Source organism: Kribbella sp. NPDC004138 (assembly GCF_053603655.1).
The window spans coordinates 29,478-48,049 of the sequence record NZ_JBSGFZ010000029.1; the positions used below are offsets into that span (position 1 = coordinate 29,478).

Here is an 18,572-nt window from a genome sequence, read left to right on the forward strand (position 1 = left end):
CAACCAGCCGAACTCTGATCTGGTGCCTGCACCTGCTGATCATCGGTCTGCTCGCGCTTGCCGCCACCCGCGCCGTGATCGACAGCCGACCCAACGCCGGCTGGATCGTTGCCTTGGCCGCCGGATGCGGGCTGGCGTACGCCGTCGGGCCGCTGCTGCCGCGCGTCCGCCTCTCGAAGACAGCGGCTGCGTGGTGGCTGGCGGTTGTCGGGCTGCTGTGGCTGGCGCTGCTGGCCCTGTCCCCTGACGGCGTGTGGGTCGCCTTCCCGTTGTACTTCCTCCAACTGCACCTGCTGCCTCGCAGGGCTGGTTTGGTCGCCGTACTCGTCACCGCAGCTGCGGCCATTGCCGGTTTTGCTGCCCACCAGCACTCATTCAGCCCGGCTGTCGCGATCGGACCGGCGCTCGGCGCTGCTGTAGCCGTGGCGGTCGTGCGGGGCTACCAGGCCTTGTACCGCGAGAGTGAAGAACGGAGGCGTCTGATCGATGACCTGACTGCCACCCGGGCTGACCTAGCCACCGCTCAGCACAACGCAGGAATGCTGGCCGAGCGCGAACGCCTTGCACGCGAGATCCACGACACACTCGCGCAGGGCCTGTCGAGTATCCACCTCCTGCTGAGCGCCGCGGAGCGTGCGCTACCCGATCGTCCCGAGGTCGCCGGCCCGCAGGTGGCCCAAGCCCGCCAGACCGCAGGCGACAATCTCGCTGAAGCCCGCCGCTTCGTGGCTGCACTCACACCGCCCGCGCTCGAGCGGAACTCGCTCGCCGGAGCGCTCGAGCGGCTGTGCACCACGACTTCCGCTCAGCTTCGGCTGACCGCGCGGTGGAGCAGCAGTGGCGAGCCGGTGCCGCTGTCGACCGAGCAGGAGGTGGCGCTGCTACGCATCGCTCAGTCCGCCCTCGCCAACACGGTCCAACACGCAGAAGCCACAACAGTCGACGTCGCACTCGACTACCTCGGCGACCGCGTCGCAGTCCGGATCGCCGACAACGGCGTCGGCTTCGACCCCGTTCGTCGGATCGCCCCTTCCGATACCGGCGGCTTCGGGATTGCCGCCATGCGTGCCCGGATGGAGGAACTCGGCGGTAGTCTGCACGTTGGATCCAGCCCACGGCGTGGCACTACGCTGCTGGCCGAGTTGCCACTCGCCGTCCCTGCCAAGACCGAGGCTCCTGCGTGACCGATACCCCGATCCGCGTCCTCCTCGCCGACGACCACCCGATCGTCCGGGCCGGGCTGCGCGCCGTACTCGACACCGAAGCCGGCCTCGCGGTCGTCGCCGAGGCCGCTACCGCCGAGGACGCCGTCGCCCGCTGCGCCGAAGGTGGCATCGATGTGGTCCTGATGGACCTGCAGTTCGGCACACGCATGACCGGCGCCGAGGCAACGGCTCTGATCACAGCCCATCCTGCCGCCCCGCGCGTACTCGTGGTGACGACCTACGGCTCCGACGCGGACGTCCTCCCCGCGATCGAAGCCGGTGCCACCGGCTACCTGCTCAAGGACGCCGCACCAGAGGAACTCGCAACCGCCGTACGAACCGCGGCCGCCGGCCGTACCAGCCTCGCCCCCGCCATCGCCGACCGGCTGATGAACAGACTCCGTACGCCGATCACGGCGCTCACCCGCCGCGAAACCGAGGTCCTCGCTCTGGTAGCCGAAGGCCTCTCCAACCGGGCGATCGCCGACCGCCTCCACCTCACCGAAGGCACCGTCAAATCGCACCTGGCCCGCATCTACACCAAGCTCGACGTCGACTCCCGCACAGCTGCCCTGGCCACCGCCACTCAACTGGGCCTCATCCGCCGCTGATCCCGGCGTCGACCTGGAGAACCTCTACTCGCGAAGGAACAGCAGGTACCCGGCGAGGCGGTCGGCGAGGCCGGGTGGGACCTCGGCGAAGACGCTGAGCTCGTCCACAGACACATACGGTCCACGGATTTCGCGCACCTGCACCACGCGCTCGGCCATCTCCGGAGTCATCCCGGACAGCCGCAGGAGCACATCAGCGGGAACGTAGTTGACGTCGATCAACCCGCCATCATCGAAGTTGCGCTGCGCGTCGGGCCGTCCGATTCCCAGCTCACGCGCCAGGACCGGATCCTCGGTGGCGATCTTGCGGGCTTTGCGCCGAAGCTCACGACGATCCTCGGCCATGTCGATCGCAGCATCCAACGCCGTCTCCCGGATCGGCGGGTGCGTGCCGAAGACCGAAGCGCGAAAGGCGAGTGCGTGCACCGTGCCCACGAGCCAGGCGACAACGAAGAACACGAAGCCGATGTCGTCCGGCAGGACAAAGAACAGGACGACCGACGCGGTGTACAGGACTGCGGCGATGACGAGATGCCGAGACCGCGCCCGCTGCGCGGCCCACAGGAACGTCACAGGTGTGGCAAGACCGAAGGTGACCAGAGGCGAGACCGCCCACAGCCAGCTGATCACCTGCGTCCGTGTGTCCATCCGCCGGGCGGAAACCGGCGCCGATCCAGGTTGTGCCTCACCGTACGGATCATTCACGTCGACTCCTTGGTGTGCCGGCCAACGTCAGCACAGGTTCCGACCTGGCCGAAACAGCCGTCATCAACTCGATGCTGCACCCGGCAGCGAAGTTGCGCACGGGGGCAAGTGCGACCGGGCAACACCTATTCCGGTTGCCCCGCGTGCCCGTTGAGGCACTTCATCAACGGCGAACCAAACTGCCATCTCCCGGAACGCGTCCAAGCGGGTGTCCGAAAGGGGGACGTCATGAGCACCATCCGTAAACCGATCCGAACCGCCCTCGCCGTCCTGGCCGTCGCCGCCCTCCCGGCAGGCGCGGTCGCTGTGCCGAGCTTCGCCGGGACCGCCGCGGGCGCGGTCGGCGCGGGCGCATGCCGGGTCCAGCGTCTGCCGCAGCCGACCCTGCCCGGTGAGAGTGTGGTGACCGGCGGCGATCCATCAGGCCGGTACCTGATCGGCGCGCGCTGGGTCACGCCGGAGGAGTCGACCCCACTGCTGTGGATCGACCGGCGGCTGCACGAGTTGAAGACCCCGTACGAGCACGTGCTGATCAAAGACGTGAACACGTCGGGAACGCTGGTCGGATCCGAGTGGGGCGATGGACAGTCGAGGGCTTGGCGGTACCAGGACGGGCGGTTCACCACCCTGGCGGGCCTGCGCCTCGGCCACCGGACCGACGCAGTGGCGGTCAACGCCCGCGGTGACATCCTGGGAGTCTCCCAGGATCCCACCACCTTCGAGGCGCACGTGGTGGTCTGGCCGGCTGGGCAACCGGACACGCCGCACGAACTCGCCTCGCCGCCCGGCGCAAGCACCAGAGACCTGTACGCGGTGGACATCGACGACGACGGGACCGTGGTCGGAGGCTCGCACTCCCCGACGACGGTCGGCTACATCTGGCCACGCGGGGGTCCGGCCCGGGTACTTCGCGGTCCAAGCGGCGAGCCATACCTGTACACCTGGAAGATCCGCCGCGGATGGATCGCCGGCGGGCTGATCAGCCCTGCCGGCGAGATGCCGGCCGCCTGGCAGATCCACGCACGACCGGCCAACGTGCCCGGCGTCGTCGGTCGCGCGGCGGCGGTCAACCGGCACGGCGACCTGGCGGTGTCCGGGTCCGGTCTGCCCGCCGCCATCGCCCACCGCGGCGGACGAATCGTCCCGCTGCCAGGCGTCGCCGGAGGCGAAAGCGGAGCGGCGGTCACACTCAGCGACCACGGCGTAGCCGCTGGCTGGCTCATCGACGGCCAGCAGACGCATCCTGTGCTCTGGCTGGGCTGCTGACTCCATCAGCCTCAGCCGAATCACGGAAATCCAGCAGTAGATCGACCGCCCCCACCGGCACAGCCGGGCCGGACCCACACCTCCGCGCCCGGCTTGCCGCCGCCACGAGCCCGGCGGGTTCGCCAGTGTCCTCCGTCCCGCTCCAGTTCGGCCTGCTCGTGTGGGCCCGTTGCCGCAGGTCCACCTGGCCTCCGAGCCGGTCGACCTCGTCAGCTGCCTTACACGTCGATCGGAATTCTGAAACAGCGCTTTCTCTTCCCTTAACAGCCTGCCGCTGTTAGCTTCAGCGACACAGTTGAGAAAGCGCTTTTTCAGTGCTTCATCCCGCTCGATGGAGGTTCGATGACGATCGACATAGCACGACGTGGCGCTCCGGCGCGTCGCCGGCGGATGATCGGCGGCGTACTCGCCGCTGCCGGCGTGGTGGCGGCTCTCCTGGTGGGGGCCGGTTCCGCAGGCGCGGCAGAAGAGGCAGCGAGCTTCGACGGCTGGAACCAGTCGCTGTCCGGCTCTCCCGACCTGACCTTCAGCGCCGCACTCGGCACCGGCGTGTACGACGGGCTGGCCTCGCTGCGGATCGACAACGCCACTCCGAAGGCCCCTAACGTGTACGGCCAGATCAACCAGTCGGTCACCGTCCAACCATCGACGGTGTACACCTTCAGTGCCTGGGTGAAGGCCTCCAACTTGTCGGCGGCCGCGGGCGCGTTCGTCCCACTCGACAACGCGTGGACCCAGCGGCAGATCTTCCCTGGCGGCACCTACGACTGGCAGAAGCTGACCTGGCAGTACGCGATCCCGGCCGGTCAGACGTCGTACACGTTCCGGGTGATCTCGCAGGACGTCGGCACCGTCTGGCTGGATGACGTGTCGATGACCGCGGCAGGCTCCTCGACCAATCTGCTCACCAACGCGGGCTTCGAGACGGGCTCGGCGACGACGACCTCCATCGGCGTCTCGAACTCAAGTCTGGTCTTCACCCAAGGCAATGTGCAGGTGGCGCTGTCTTCGAACCTCACCAGCGTCGACTGGTCGGCGACCACGCAGGACGGTCAGCTCGCAGGCCAGGGCACACAGAGCCTGACCGGCGGTACCGGAACCCTGAGCCTGACCAGTCTGCAACCGGGGTACTACGACCTCGCCTTGTCGGGGACCGGTCCGGACGGGCCGGTGATCCGGACGACGTCGCTGGCCGTCCTCCGCACCGGGCAGGCACGGCCCCGGCTGGCGGATCACCCCTTCGCGATCGGTCATCACATCGGGCAGACGAACGCGACACAGCTCGGCGATGCTGTCGGCCCGATGGGCGTGCAGAACCTCCGGTTCGACCTCAACTGGACCAACATCGAGAAGACCGCCGGCGTGTACACGTTCCCGGCCGTGTACGAGACCCAGGTCGCGAAGCTGCTTGCGATCGGCGTCCGCCCGCTGATCATCCTCGACTACCGGAACCCGTTGTACGACAACAACAAGACGCCCAGTACTCCTGAGGGCATCGCTGCCTTTGCAGCCTTCGCCGGCGCGGCGGCCGCGCACTACGGTGCTGCCGCGGACTACGAGGTCTACAACGAGTACAACCTCAGCTTCAACGACGGCGCCTGCGGACGTACGGCGGACTGCTACCTGCAACTGCTCGAGCCCACCTCCGACGCGATCCACGCGGCGGCGCCCGGCGCCAAGGTCGTCGGTCCGGTACTGGCCGAGATCGACACCGCCTGGCTCACCCGCTTCTTCGACCTCGGCGGACTCAACTACATCGACGCGCTCAGCCTCCACACCTACGACTGGCCGTCGGCTCCGGAAGGACAGACCGAGGCCGAGATCGCCGCGCTCCGCTCGTTGATGAGCCAGTACCCGGGCGGCGCCACCAAGCCGCTGTGGTGGACCGAGCACGGCTGGCCGACCCCGTCCGGCGGCAACACCGAGCGCCAGCAGGCCGACTACATCTCGCGCGGTTTCGTACTCCTCAACGCCGCGGGTGTCGCCAAGTCGTTCGTGTACGACATGGTCGCCACCGCACCGCCCACGGACACGCTCGCGAACTACGGAATCCTGCGTCAGCCCGTGTCGGGTGTTCCCGCGTTCGCCCCGAAGCCGGCGTACGTCGCCTACGCGACACTCAACCGCGAGATCTCGGGATTGCAGTACTCCAACCGCGAGACCGTTGGTGGCGCGGTCCGCTCCTACATCTACTCCGCGAGCGGCGCCAGGACTCGGGTCGTGTGGGCCACCACACCGACGAGTGTGGCGGTGACGTCCACGGGCCCGTTCACCTATGTCGACACGTTCGGAGCAGCTCATCAGGCCGATGGTTCGACGACACCTGTCCAGTTGGATCTGGACGGCGATCCGGTGTACCTCGAGGGAACGACGATCACCGGTATCTCGGTGGTTACCTCGCCCGGCGCGACCCTGAGCGTGCCGACGTATGCGGCAGCGGGCGACGACGTACCGGCGAGTGTCAACCTCGATGCCGCCAGCGCCACCGGCTGGGCGGGCGACGTCACCCTGACGACCGATGCCGGTACCTCGACCAGCCTGTCCGTGCCGGCCGGTCAGGCGACGACAGGCGAGGTGACACTGCCCGCGTTCACCACTCTGGGGACCAAGCCGGTCACCGTCACGGCCACTCGTGACGGTCAACTGGTCGCCGTACTACGGGGCTCGACGAGCGTGATCGACAACCCCGCCCTCACGCTGACACCAGTTACCGGCTCCGACGGGTCAACCACGCCTCGGCTACAGGTCGCCAACCTCGCCGGCCGCCGGCCCGTCCATGTCGACACGCTGGACTGGACGATCGGCGGGACCTCGGGAACCAAGACCGTCGGCAGGGACGTGGCGCCCGGCGGCGCCCTGACGGTCAATCTGAACTCAGGCAGGTTCCCGCTGTGGAAGCCCTTGGCGTACCAGGTCACGGCCACCGTGGACGGCGGCACCATCCGGAAGATCTCGGGCACGACGGCGTTCGCGCCGGTTTACCGCACCAGCGACCGCGAGGTACCGAAGATCGACCTGACCAGCAACGGGAACTGGGTCACCAACGGCGGCTCCGTCTCCGGGCCTACCGACCTCGGCGGCAACGCCTGGCTGTCGTACGACAAGCAAGGCGTCACACTGCACGCCGGCATCACGGACAACCAGCAGACCGCCGGTGATTCCGCGGCGAATCTGTGGCGCGGAGACTCGGTCCAGATGGCCTTCTCCCCCGGCCTGCCAGGCCAGTCGGCCGCCAGGACCGAGTTCGGCGCCGTCCTCCTCGCGACAGGCCCCGCCCTGTACCGCTTCTCGGGTACCGCCGGCCCAGTGCCGGGCGGCAGCGCCCAGATCACCCGGGACGAAGCAGACGGAGTCACCAACTACTCGGTGACCCTGCCGTGGAGCGACCTGGGCGTCGATCCGAACGCCCGGAACTTCTCGTTCTCGTTCCTCGTCAACGATGCCGACGGCGGGGCCCGCAAGGGCCACCTGGAATGGGGCTCGGGCATCGGCCAGACGAAGAACCCGGCGCAGTATCTTCCTGTTCAACCCATGGAAAGGTCCTGATATCAACAACGACTCGTCCGCCCGCGGCATCCAGCCGCGGGCGTCCGTCCTGGTCCTGCCGGGCGGCGGCTACCAGAAGCATGCCGCCCACGAGGCCGAGGCCTACGCCGACTGGCTGTCGAAGCTCGGGTTCGATGCCGTCGTACTGCGGTACGCCGTCGGGCCGAACGCCTGGCCGAAGGCACTCGAGGAGGCTCGCGAGACGCTGGCCTGGATGCGCGAGCGAGCCGGCGAGCACACGCCGGTCGGCGTGATCGGCTCCTCGGCAGGCGGCCACCTCGCGGCCGCCCTGTCGACCGCGACCTGCCCTGACGTCGCGCCGGCACGGACCAGGCCGGACTTCTGCATCCTCGCCTATCCCCTGATCAGCTTCGAGGTCGAGGCGCATCCCGGCTCGACGGCGAACGTGCTCGGAGACAACCCGACCGACGAGGATCGCCGTCGGGTGTCGGTCGACCGGTACGTGGACGCCGCGGTTCCGCCGACCTTCCTCTGGACGACGGCCGACGACGCATCGGTCAACCCGCGGCACGCGATGCGGTACGCCGAAGCGCTGACCGCTGCCGGAGTGCCGATGGAACTGCACGTCTTCCCACACGGAATCCACGGCCTCGGGCTGGCCACCGACGACCCGGTCGTGGGCGTCTGGACCACCTTGTGCGAGCGGTGGCTGGCCGGTCTTACCCGGACCTGAGGACGCAGACAGCATGGCCGTGGAAGGATCGGACGTATGACGGGGACCCGGAAAGCCGTGACGCTGAGCGATGTCGCTCAGCTGGCCGGTGTGTCACTGTCCATCGCCTCGAAGGCACTCCGCGGTGGCGGCCGGATGACACCGGCCACGCGGCAGCGCGTGGTCGACGCGGCGGCAACGCTGAAGTTCCGCCCGAACACGCTCGCGCAGTCGTTCGCACAAGGCCGCAGCCTGGTCATCGGCGTCGTCGTCGAGCACTCGAGCGACCTGTTCACGATGCCCGTCGTCATGGGCGTGACCAGCACGCTCGGCAACCTCGACCTCGCCGTGCTCGTGTACGACGCCAGCGAGGGCCCCGAACGGCGTACGGACGTGGTCGCGAAGCTGCGGGCGCGGATGGTCGACGGAATTCTCGTGGTCGGCGACGGCACCAAGCACCCGGTGCCGTCCATCACCGGTGAGGTGGACGTCCCCGTCGTCTACGCCTTCTGCGAGAGCGAGAGCGCACGGGACACTTCCTTCATGCCGGACGGCTTCGGAGCCGGACGCATGGTCGCCGAGCATCTGATCGGCCTGGGCAGGCGCAAGATCGCCCACATCACGTCCGGCAACGACACCTCGGCAGCCAGCCGGTCCGCCGGACTGGTGGCGGGTCTGGCCGATGCGGGGCTCTCGCTCGCCCTGACCTCCCCGCTGGTCGGTGACTGGAGCCAGGCCTGGGGTATGACGGCAGCGCGCGAGATCCTGCGGCGCCGCGGGGACGTCGATGCGGTCTTCTGCGGAAACGACCAGCTTGCGGTCGGCGCCCAGCGGGTCTTCCGCAGCGAAGGCGTGCGCGTGCCGGAGGACATCGCGATCGTCGGTTACGACAACCTCAATCGGCTGGTCGAGTCCGCACCCCTGATCACCACCGTCGATCCGGAGCTGTACCGCCTCGGCGGCACCGCCGCGCGGTACTTGGTGGAGTCGGGGGCCGAGCGGGAGCCGGGCGTCCAGCATCTGGCCTGCACCCTGATCCCTGGCTGGAGCACCCAACCAGACGGCGTCAGGCCGGCTGCCTCGTTCGCCGACGACACACCCTGATCTCACCCGAGATCCCAGGCGGCAGGCGTAGCTTCGAGGATGCGGTCGAGTTCGGCTTCCAGTTGTGGCGGTGCCACGGCCAGGGCGACGTGACGGTGGAGGCCCGCTGGGTCGGGTACGAAAGTCGACTGGCCAGTCGGGTCGACGAGCAACCGGCCTGGTTCGCTCAGTTCGTAATACCGGCCCACGCCCTCCAGCGCCAGGTGCACGGTGAGCAGATCCCAGCTCTCCCTGCCGCCGCCCGGTCCGCAGTATCGGCTGTAGGCCTCGCCGATCACGTCGTCGTCCCGTGTAGAGATCGACGTGCCCGTCAGGACGCGGGCACCGACCTCCCACCCCAGGAACTCGATCGGCGTCGGCCACCCTTCGATCACGGCACGAGCGCTGTGTGGCTTCTCCGCGATGTTGAACTGCCGCCCCGCGGGGAAAGTCCCGGCCATCGCGACCAACCGGTCGACCTTGGACTCGATCAGTTGCCGGCCGGTTAACGGTGAAATCCCGTCCGGGCCGGAGTCGAGCAGACCCTCCAGGTTGCAGAAGAAGCCGAGCGACACGACGGTGACCGCCTTGTCCGGGGCTGCCGCCAGCACGCGACGATGCGTGGTGACAGCGGCTTCGGGCGCGGTCTTCCTGGTTCCGTAGCGGTCAGCCAGATACTTCGCGTAGTCCTTCTCGAAGACCGAGTCGTCGAGCGGTTCGAGGACGCCGACCGGTATCTCGCGGCCGTACCACGCGTTCACGACCTGTGCGGCCTGGTGCCCGTACCTGCTCGGTGTGTTGATCCCGATCGACAGGATCTCGGCCAGACCCCGATCGGCGTAGTGATGAGCGACCGCCAGCGCGCCGACATCGTCCACATCGCTGAACAGGTCGGTCTCGATGACGAGCTTCGTCATGACCCGAACACCCCGGCCAGCCAGTCGAGCTGGACGAGCTGCTGATAAGCCTGCCCGCCCTCGTGGTCGTTGTACTGGTAGACCTCGATGTCCTTCTGGCCGCCGCCGTAGTGGTTGTACGCCGCGAACACTGTCGACGGCGGGCAGACCTGATCCATCAACGCGACCGAGAACAGCGCCGGTGCGGTGGCGAGCCGGCCCAGGTTGACGCCGTCGAAGTAGCTCAGCGTCCGGTACGCCGCCTCGACCTGATCACGGAAACCCCTGAGATAGCGGGTGATCTCGTGGTACGGATCCTTGTCGGTGAGCTGCGGCGCGCGCTGGAAGTGACACAGGAACGGTACGTCGGGAGCGCAGCCGGCGAGCTCGATACCGGCCGGCGTCGCGAGACCGGCCGCGGCGATCGCGATGCCACCGCCCTGGCTGCCACCCGTGACGACGATCCTGCCCTGGTCGACCGACGGCGATGTCCGCGCAGCCTCCAGGGCTCGTACGGCGTCGACGTAGACACGTCGGTAGTAGTAGGTCTCCGGATCGGTGACGCCGGCGGTCATGAAGCCCGGCACGTGGTTGTGGCCGGCGTGCGGGCTGTCGTCCGGCGTGTGCCCGGGAGCGCTGTGGTGGTAGCCCTGACCGCGGGTGTCCATCACGAAGCTCGCGTAGCCGGCCTGCGCCCACAGTGTCGTTGTGTGCGCGAGGCCGCGGCCGGTGCCGTAACCGTGGTACTGAACGACGGTCGGCAAGGGACCGTCGGCCCCCGCCGGGACGTGCAGCCATGCCTTGACTTCGGCGCCGCCGAAGCCGGCGTAGCTGACGTCGTACGTGTCGATGACCGCGAGCTTGTTGTCCACCTCGGTGAACGTGGCCGCGAGGTCGTCGGTCCGGGTCTTCTCGATGGTGCGGCGCCAGAAGTCTTCGAAGTCATCGGGGACCGTGACGTCGGGCCGGTAGTCGCGCAGCTCGGCGAGCGGCAGATCGAACATCGCCATCACGACCACCCCGGCAATCCGAGTTCGGCCACCCGCACGGACCGGCCGGACGCGATCGATGCGTTCGCGGCCAGGCCCACGGCGATCGAGCGCAGCCCGTCCCGATAGTCCGCCCGGCGTCGCAGCGGATCGTCCGCGGGCGTCGCGAACACGTCGTGCAGCAGCAGTTCGTCGCCACCGCCGTGTCCCCCGGTGTCCTCCGGCAGCTCGACCAGCTCGGCGGCCTGCCAGTGCCGCTGCACAAACAGCCGCTGACCGCGTGGGCGGAGATCATGGTCGGCCGTGTCGTCGGCGACGGACGACGCGTCGAGGATCAAACGGCCGTCACCGTCGCGCAGTACAGCGGACCTCTCGACGACCTCGAGCTCCGCCCGGCCCTCGGTCCCGTTGACCGTGACGCGATAGCCCTCCCAGGGACTGTGGGCGTTGAGCGAGTACGTCAGCATCGCGCCGCCGTCGTACTCGACGAGGACAGCCAGGTTGTCCTCGATGGTGATCCCCGGGCCGAACGGATCCCGGTCCCGCTGATAGCCGTCGTACTGCTCCGCCTCGAGGTAGAGGCGGCGCAGCCGCTCGTCACCGCGGAGGTCGAGCGCGAACGGATCGTCGCTCGGCGGATCCACCGTGCCTCGGGGAGGCCTCGACGGCCAGCCGCGGCCGGCCGCGTTCCGCTCGCCGTAGAAGGCCAACCTGCCGCGGGCACTGACCCACGCCGGGCTGTCCTCGAGCCACCAGTTGACCAGGTCGAAGTGGTGGGACGACTTGTGCACGAGCAGTCCGCCGCTGTTCGTCTTCACCCGGTGCCAGCGGCGGAAGTAGTCGGCACCGTGCATCGTGTCGAGCGCCCATTCGAAGTGGACGCTCGTCACTGCCCCGATCCGCCCGGACCGCAGCACCTCCTTCAGCGCCGAGTTCCGCTGTGAATACCGGTAGTTGAAGGTGAGGACGAGCGATCGCCTGGTCTCCTCGATGGCGTCGACGATCGTGCGCGCGCCGTCGACGCTCGTCGTCAGCGGCTTCTCCACGATCACGTCGGCGCCCGCCCGGAGCGCTCGCTGCACGATGTCGGCGTGTGTGTGGTCCGGTGTCGCGACGATCACCCTGTCCACAGAACAGTCCTTGATCGCGTGCTCGAGCTCGTCGGGCGAATAGTGCGGGACGCCACTGATCTTCTCGTCGTAGAACCGGACCCGCGCCGGGTTGGGTTCCACCCAGGCGACCAGGGCCGTCGTGCCGGCGTATGGGCCGACGAGCGCGTCGACGTACATCTCGGCTCGGGCGCCGGTGCCGACTACCGCGTACCTGCTCACGATCTTCTCCTCTAGGGGTACATGCTGTCTGCGAAGGGCATGCCCGACCGGTCCCTGAACCAGTCGACGTGGAAGTGTTCGTCACCGATCCGCCACCGGGTCGGGGTGACATTGGTCAGCCAGTCGAGGGGCTCGACTCCCCCGCCGGCGCCACCGTCGAGGGCAGTGGTCAGGATGGGACGGAGTGCCTGTTCGACCCGGCCGTCCAGCACCAGCGGGTCGAGCGAGAGGAAGAGCGCGGTTCCCGAGGCGGCGATGAGTTCGGCAAGCGCTCGCGTCTCGTGCCAGGGGGTCGCCGGCGTGACAGCGACACAGTCCGCATCCACGACAAAGAACTCGTGATGTTGCGGGAGCCGGAAGGCCAGCGCGTTGATACCCATCCGCCGGGTGCGTTCCCAGGCCCGGCCGGACGTGTCGTCACCGATCCGTTGTACGTCGACGAGCCCAGCGGCGAGGTGCCCGACCGTGTTGCAGCCGATCAGGACAGCGTCGCCGGCGCCGCGCCTGATCGCTCGGTACACGTCGAGCAGGATCTCGGCGTTCGTTCTGTCCCGCCGGGCGAACGACCACCCGGGATCGGTGATCTCCACGCCCATGTCCCGGCCCCACCGATCGAACATGTCGAAGGTAGAGAAGTCGTGCTTGATCAGGTCGAATCCCCAGCCGCGCAGCCGCCAGGCATCCGCCTCGACGCGCGCCAGTGTCTCGGGCAACGAAGGGTCCAGGACCCAGCCGCCGCGACGCCGCGCACGAGTCTCCGGGACCTCGACGCGCGACAGGAGCGGGCGGAACCAGATGCCCGGTCGCGCTCCGGTCGCCCGGATCTTCTCCGCCAGACCGGGCATGTCGTCGAATGTTCCCGGGATTCCTTCCCAGGGGCCTCCGGGTTCTGTACCGCCTGGGCTCCAGCCGGCGTCGACCACGGCGAACGGCCGGACAGGGTGGTCGCCGGCCAGGTTCGAGATGGTCTCGGCATCCCGCAGTACGGCCTGTGCGTCGAAGTCCTGGCCATAGGCGTAGTACCAGTTGTTGGCGCCGACAACTGGAGGATGTGCGCGGGACTTCCCGCCGAGCTCCCGCACGAGCGCTCCGGCGGTGGCGAACGGCGGCTGCACGCTGTCGACCTCGACGATCGTTGCTGCATGCAACCGCCGGCCGCCGAGCCGCGTCGCGCCGCCTCCGTTGCGAAGATCCAGCCAGCACGTCACGCCGGCCGAATCGACGATCCACGAACACATCGCGGCCGCGCCGACGCGCACGCCGGCGCCGCGAGTACGGCCCGTGCCAGCGTCGTGGGCCAGCCAGTACCAGGGAAGCACCCGGTTCGCGCAGACCGGTTGCCACGCCAGTTCGCCGTACGAACGTTCCCAGGCATCGCCGAACACCCTGACGTCGTCAAGCGGATGTCTCCACCCGACCGCAATCCACCCGGGTGCGTCGCCGTCGCTCGTCACGAACACGCGCAGCGCACCGTCGTCGTCGCGGTCGAACTCGACGAGCGTGCCGTGGCCGGTCCAGGTCGACCTCGAAGGAGACAGCATCCGCACGGGGCGACCACTGAGGTCCGTGACCGTTACGTGAGTCGGATCGTCGATGATCATCCCTTGATCGCACCTGCCTGACCGGCGCTGCGCAGGAAGTGGCGCTGGAAGACGAGGAACAGCGCCACCGGCACGATCACCGCGATGAACATCGACGCCATCAGCACGCTCGCCTCGGTCTTGTCCGCCAACTGCGCGAGCGCCACCGACAACGGCCGGACCGGCTCGGCCTGCAGGACCAGCAGCGGCCACAGGAAGTCCTTCCAGGACGCCACCACCATGAACAACGACACGACCGCGATCACCGGTCGCGACATCGGCAGCACGATGCTGACGAAGGTGCGGACCGGGCCGGCGCCGTCGACCTTCGCCGCCTCGAAAACCTCGGTCGGCAACGTCTGGAAGAACCGGATCACGATGAGCATGTAGAACGCGTGCGCGCCGAACGGCAGCCAGGCCGCGAGGTAGTTGTTCAGCAGGTTCGCGCCCACCAGCGGAACATCCAGGATCGTCAGGTACAGCGGGATCAGCGAGATCACGCCGGGCACGAACAAGGTCGCCAGTACGGCGGCGTTCAGCACCTTCGCGTACCGGGGCCGCAGGATCGCGATCGTGTACGCGCCGGTCAGCGAGACGAACAGCCCCGCGACGACCGACCCGAGCACGACCCAGAGCGTGTGCACCAAGTACCGGCCGATCCCGACGGCACTCCAGGCGTTCGACACGTTGCGCCACTGGACACCGTGCGTCCACCACCCGAACGGGTCGGCGATGATGTCCTGCGTCGTCGACACGGCCCACTTCGCGAGGATGAACACCGGCCCGGCCCCGGCCAGGACCAGCGCGATCATCGCGACGACACTCAGAACGCCGAGCGGGAACCGGACCCGCAACGACCGGCGCTCGAGACCGGAGATCCCCGTGCGCGACTCGTTGTCGCTCATGTTGCTTCCCATCGCCGGGTGAGTCGGAAGTAGAGGAGCGAGATGACGGCCAGCGACAGTGCCAGCAGCACGCTCAAGGCGCTCGCCCCGCCGAAATCGCCGTTCACGAAGGCGTATCGGTAGATCAGCATCAGCAGCGTCACCGTGCTGTTGTCCGGACCGCCGCCGGTCATCAGGAACGGCTCGGTGAACACCTGCAGCGTCCCGATCAGCTGGAGCAGCAGCATCAGCACCATCACGCCCCGGATCTGCGGCAACGTGATGTGCCAGGTCCGGCGCGCGATACTCGCACCGTCCAGCTCGGCGGCGTCGTACAGATCGGGGTTCACCGACATCAGCGCGGCGACATAGATGACCGCGGACGAGCCGAACCCGGCCCAGGTCGCCTGGAGCACGATGCTCGGCATCGCACTCGACGCGCTCTGCAGCCACGGCTCCGGACCGAACCCGAACCAGCCGAGGACCGTGTTGAACAGGCCGTTGCCGTCCGGCTGGAACAGCTGCTTCCACAGCAGAACCGAGACAACAGGCGGTATCACCGCGGGCAGATAGGCCAGGACAGTGGCCAAACCGCGGGTACGCCGTAGCTCGGCGATGTGAAGCGCCAGCAGGATCGGCAGCGGGAACCCGATCACCGCGGACAGGATCGCGAACCACAAGCTGTTGCGGGCCGCCGTGACGAGCAGCGGGTCCTGCAGCACCCGGTGGAAATTGTCGAGCCCGACCCACAGCGCGGGGGTGACCAGATTGGTCTTCTGGAACGCCAGCAGCAGCCCGCGGACGATCGGTCCCCAGGAGAAGTACCCGAAGATCACGATCGTCGGGGCGGCGAAGAGCAGCGTGCTCAGGCCTCCGCGACGTATCCACGTGGCGAAACGGCGCCGTGGTTCGCGGCCCGCCGGTGGGCTCCCCGGCCCGTCCACGCCGAGCGTGGACGGCGGGGAGTCGACGAGATGCGGAGCGGTCATCAGCGCGCGGCGATCAGGTTCTGGGCCTGGGTGTTGGCGTCCGAGAGCAGCTTGCCGACGTCCGCGTCCTTCTTCGTCAGGGCCGCCTGCACGGTCGAGTCCAGCAGCGAGTAGATCTGCTGCGCCTGGTTCTTCGGTTCCGGGACGAGCGGGAGCGTGTTGATGCTGCCCAGGTATGTCGTGAAGTGCTGGCGCGGCACGTCGACGTACGGCTTGACGTACTCCAGGTACTTCTCGGTCGTCGCCGCGTCGAACAGCGGCACGCCGGGGTAGCCGACCGGGAAGCCCTGGGCCTTGCGGGCCTTTGCGTCCGCGATCGCCGCCTGCTGGTCGATCTGGCTGTCCAGGTACATGAACCGGATCCATTTCACCGCGGCGGCGGCCTCCGCCGGCTTCGCGTCCGGGCGCACCACCGAGATGTTGCCGCCGGCAAGAGTGCCGATGCCGTCGGAGTCCTGCGGCAGCGGGCCGATGCCGATGTCCTGCGGCTTCATCTTCCAGTTGACGACCAGCGAGTTGTACCGGTCACCGGCCAGGATCGCCTGACCGGCGCTCCCGGCTGCCACCAGCCGCTGCACGTCGTCCGCGGTGAGCAGGAAGTTCGCGCCGAAGGTGTTGTCGTCCCACCGGACGCTGCGGACGAAGTCGAGGGCCTGCTTCACCGGCTCGGAGTCCACGTGAGACTTCGTGCCGTCGGCGTCCTCGATCTGACCGCCCATCGAGTACGACATGGCGGTCAGCATCCAGCCACCGAAGTTCTTCGTCGTCGGCACCACCCAGCCCGCCTTGCCGGTGGCCGCCGCGATCGCCTTCGCGTTCGCCCGCACCTCGTCCCACGTCGTCGGCGGCTTGTCCGGGTCGAGGCCCGCCTTGGTGTACAGCGCCCGGTTGTAGATCAGGCCGACGGTGTACGAGCCCACCGGTACGCCGTAGATCTTGTCGTCCCGCGTGACGCCCTTCAGCGTCACCGGGTTGATCCGGGACACCACCGGATCGGAGTGCATCAGGTCGGTGATGTCCATGATCTGCTGCCGCGCGGCCAGGCTCTGGATCTCGGTCAGCGGCACGCGCAAGGTCGTCGGCATGGTGCCACCGGCCAGCATCGCCTGGTAGGTGTCGGGCGCCCAGGTGGTCTCGACGGTCTTGAGCTTGATGTCCGGGTTGGCCTTCTCGAACTGCGCGACCTTGGCGTCGAACGCCTTGAGGAGCTCAGCTTGATCGGCCGGCGGCTTCTCGCCGACCGTGATCGTCACCGGACCGCCGGCAGCACTGCCCGCGGAGGACTCATTCGAGCTCGACGAGCACGCGGCGAGCATGCCGATCGCGGCGCCGGCAACCAGAACGGCCGCGACACCTCTCGGGGATCGCTTCATCTCCTACTCCTTCGTTGCGCCTGACGACAGGGGAACAAGCGAGACGACCGTATTAACATCATGTTAACGTGTCAATAGCGCGTCGATCGGTCCCGCCGACGCGGAGAACCTGCGACACGTTAGGGTTTGTCACGTCAACTGCCCGAGGAGTACGACATGAGGTGTCCCGATGGCCGGTGAGGGCGGCGCGCCCCTGTACGAACGGATCAAGGCCGAACTGCGGGCCGCGATCGGCCGCGGCGAGTACGAGCCCGGCAGCCCGTTCGTCACCCAGCGCGAGCTGTGCGAGCGGTACGGCGTCAGCACGACGACCGCGGTGAAGGCGCTCAACGACCTCGTGGCCGAAGGTCTCCTCATCCGCAGGCAGGGCCGAGGCACGTTCGTCGCCGAGCCGGCGGCGCGGCAGATCCGCTCCACTTCTGGGAACTCGATCGCCTGCATCGTCCACGGGCTCAACGCGGCCCACGTGTCGAACGTGGTCAGCGGCGTCGAGTCCGTCTGCGCGGAGCTGGGGTACCGGATGTACCTGTCCGACACCGCTCGTCAGGACGTCGCGGCGTCGCCGCAGCGCGAGGCGCAGGCCCTGCGCGAGGCGCTCGATTCAGGTGTCGCCGGCATCGTGCTCTACCCGGTCGAAGGGCACCACAACACCGATCTGCTCACCGAGGTAAAGCGGCACGAGATCCCGATGGTCCTCGTCGACCGTTACCGGCCTGAGCTGCCCACGGACGCCGTCATCGTGGACAACTTCAGCATCGGCTACCAGCTCACCCAGCACCTCGTCGCCGCGGGTCACGAACGCATCCTGACCCTCTGGAGCGAGACCGACGTGACCAGCGTCCGCGACCGCCTCACCGGTCACGTCCAGGCTCTCCGCGACAGCGGGCTGACCGTGCGGCCAGAGTTCACCTCGCTGCGCCCGTACCAGCAGTTGCCCCAGGAGCAGCGCCTCGCCATGCTGAAGCCGGTGCTCGAGGGCGACGAGCCACCCACCGCCGTACTCTGCGCCAACGGGTACGTGGTCGCGGCCGCCGCCAAGGATCTCGTTGCTCTTGGCAAGGATGTGCCGACCGACATCGCGCTGGCCGGCATGGACGACGCCGGGCCCTTCGACCTCCTGCCGCTCACGACAGTGTCGGCGCACCTGCCGTCCCACGAGCTCGGCGTCGAATCCATGCGCCTGCTGTCCGGCAGGATCGACGGAACCTCCGCCTCGCTGCCGCCGCGGCAGATCACGCTGTCGACATCCATCCACACCCACGACTCCGGCTCGGGGTACCTACGCGCCGTCGGCAGCGAGAGCGCCTGATCTCGGACGACCACGTCGGTTCGTCCTGGGCAGTCGGCCACGCCCAGCTCGCCGATCACCCCGCCGACCCTTATGCGGAAAATTGCCAACACCCTCGACCTCCGCACGCCGTCAGGGCGACCGCTGCCCTAC

The 18,572-nt window shown here is 68.3% G+C and carries 15 protein-coding genes; 7 read left to right on the forward strand and 8 right to left on the reverse strand.

Annotated elements, in window-relative coordinates; all coding sequences use genetic code 11:
• The first annotated feature begins 74 nt into the window (after window positions 1–74).
• Window positions 75–1,184: a sensor histidine kinase gene (locus ACWEOO_RS34095; protein ID WP_452146532.1), complete on the forward strand. Its 1,110-nt coding sequence runs from the start codon at window positions 75–77 to the stop codon at window positions 1,182–1,184.
• A complete protein-coding gene (locus ACWEOO_RS34100) occupies window positions 1,181–1,816 on the forward strand; it encodes a response regulator (RefSeq protein ID WP_452146533.1) in 636 nt (211 codons plus the stop codon). The genes ACWEOO_RS34095 and ACWEOO_RS34100 overlap by 4 nt, the downstream gene beginning before the upstream one ends.
• Window positions 1,817–1,840: 24 nt before the next feature.
• On the opposite strand, the gene ACWEOO_RS34105 is transcribed toward ACWEOO_RS34100, so the two are convergent.
• The gene (locus ACWEOO_RS34105) at window positions 1,841–2,521 is read right to left on the reverse strand and encodes a ComEA family DNA-binding protein (protein WP_452146534.1); all 681 of its coding nucleotides are present in this window, start codon (window positions 2,519–2,521) and stop codon (window positions 1,841–1,843) included.
• Between the two features lie 228 nt (window positions 2,522–2,749).
• Between ACWEOO_RS34105 and ACWEOO_RS34110 the strand changes: the two genes are divergently transcribed.
• From ACWEOO_RS34110 to ACWEOO_RS34125, 4 genes are all read left to right on the forward strand, one after another.
• Entirely contained in the window at window positions 2,750–3,787 is a 1,038-nt protein-coding gene (locus tag ACWEOO_RS34110; protein ID WP_452146535.1) for a hypothetical protein, read from the forward strand.
• A 342-nt stretch (window positions 3,788–4,129) separates the two neighbouring features.
• Window positions 4,130–7,333: a glycosyl hydrolase gene (locus ACWEOO_RS34115; protein WP_452146536.1), complete on the forward strand. Its 3,204-nt coding sequence runs from the start codon at window positions 4,130–4,132 to the stop codon at window positions 7,331–7,333.
• Entirely contained in the window at window positions 7,227–8,027 is an 801-nt protein-coding gene (locus ACWEOO_RS34120) for an alpha/beta hydrolase (RefSeq protein WP_452146537.1), read from the forward strand. Before ACWEOO_RS34115 ends, ACWEOO_RS34120 begins: the two co-directional genes overlap by 107 nt.
• 36 nt (window positions 8,028–8,063) lie before the next feature.
• Entirely contained in the window at window positions 8,064–9,110 is a 1,047-nt protein-coding gene (locus ACWEOO_RS34125) for a LacI family DNA-binding transcriptional regulator (RefSeq protein ID WP_452146538.1), read from the forward strand.
• A 2-nt stretch (window positions 9,111–9,112) separates the two neighbouring features.
• On the opposite strand, the gene ACWEOO_RS34130 is transcribed toward ACWEOO_RS34125, so the two are convergent.
• The 7 genes from ACWEOO_RS34130 to ACWEOO_RS34160 are packed head-to-tail and all read right to left on the reverse strand — an operon-like array spanning window position 9,113 to window position 17,131.
• A complete protein-coding gene (locus ACWEOO_RS34130) occupies window positions 9,113–10,006 on the reverse strand; it encodes a nucleoside hydrolase (RefSeq protein ID WP_452146539.1) in 894 nt (297 codons plus the stop codon).
• The gene (locus tag ACWEOO_RS34135; RefSeq protein ID WP_452146540.1) at window positions 10,003–10,995 is read right to left on the reverse strand and encodes an acetylxylan esterase; all 993 of its coding nucleotides are present in this window, start codon (window positions 10,993–10,995) and stop codon (window positions 10,003–10,005) included. Before ACWEOO_RS34135 ends, ACWEOO_RS34130 begins: the two co-directional genes overlap by 4 nt.
• Complete coding sequence (locus ACWEOO_RS34140; RefSeq protein ID WP_452146541.1) at window positions 10,995–12,305, reverse strand: Gfo/Idh/MocA family protein; 1,311 nt, start codon at window positions 12,303–12,305, stop codon at window positions 10,995–10,997. The genes ACWEOO_RS34135 and ACWEOO_RS34140 overlap by 1 nt, the downstream gene beginning before the upstream one ends.
• An 11-nt stretch (window positions 12,306–12,316) precedes the next feature.
• Window positions 12,317–13,846 carry a hypothetical protein gene (locus ACWEOO_RS34145; protein ID WP_452146542.1) on the reverse strand — a complete coding sequence of 510 codons (1,530 nt, stop codon included), beginning with the start codon at window positions 13,844–13,846 and terminating at the stop codon, window positions 12,317–12,319.
• Between the two features lie 56 nt (window positions 13,847–13,902).
• Window positions 13,903–14,790 (reverse strand): carbohydrate ABC transporter permease, encoded by an 888-nt coding sequence (locus ACWEOO_RS34150; RefSeq protein WP_452146543.1) that lies wholly within the window; start codon window positions 14,788–14,790, stop codon window positions 13,903–13,905.
• Window positions 14,787–15,758, reverse strand: a complete 972-nt coding sequence (locus tag ACWEOO_RS34155) for a carbohydrate ABC transporter permease (RefSeq protein WP_452146544.1) — start codon at window positions 15,756–15,758, stop codon at window positions 14,787–14,789. The genes ACWEOO_RS34150 and ACWEOO_RS34155 overlap by 4 nt, the downstream gene beginning before the upstream one ends.
• Complete coding sequence (locus ACWEOO_RS34160; RefSeq protein WP_452146545.1) at window positions 15,758–17,131, reverse strand: ABC transporter substrate-binding protein; 1,374 nt, start codon at window positions 17,129–17,131, stop codon at window positions 15,758–15,760. Before ACWEOO_RS34160 ends, ACWEOO_RS34155 begins: the two co-directional genes overlap by 1 nt.
• A gap of 169 nt (window positions 17,132–17,300) precedes the next feature.
• Between ACWEOO_RS34160 and ACWEOO_RS34165 the strand changes: the two genes are divergently transcribed.
• Complete coding sequence (locus ACWEOO_RS34165) at window positions 17,301–18,440, forward strand: LacI family DNA-binding transcriptional regulator (protein ID WP_452146546.1); 1,140 nt, start codon at window positions 17,301–17,303, stop codon at window positions 18,438–18,440.
• The last annotated feature ends 132 nt before the right edge of the window (window positions 18,441–18,572 follow it).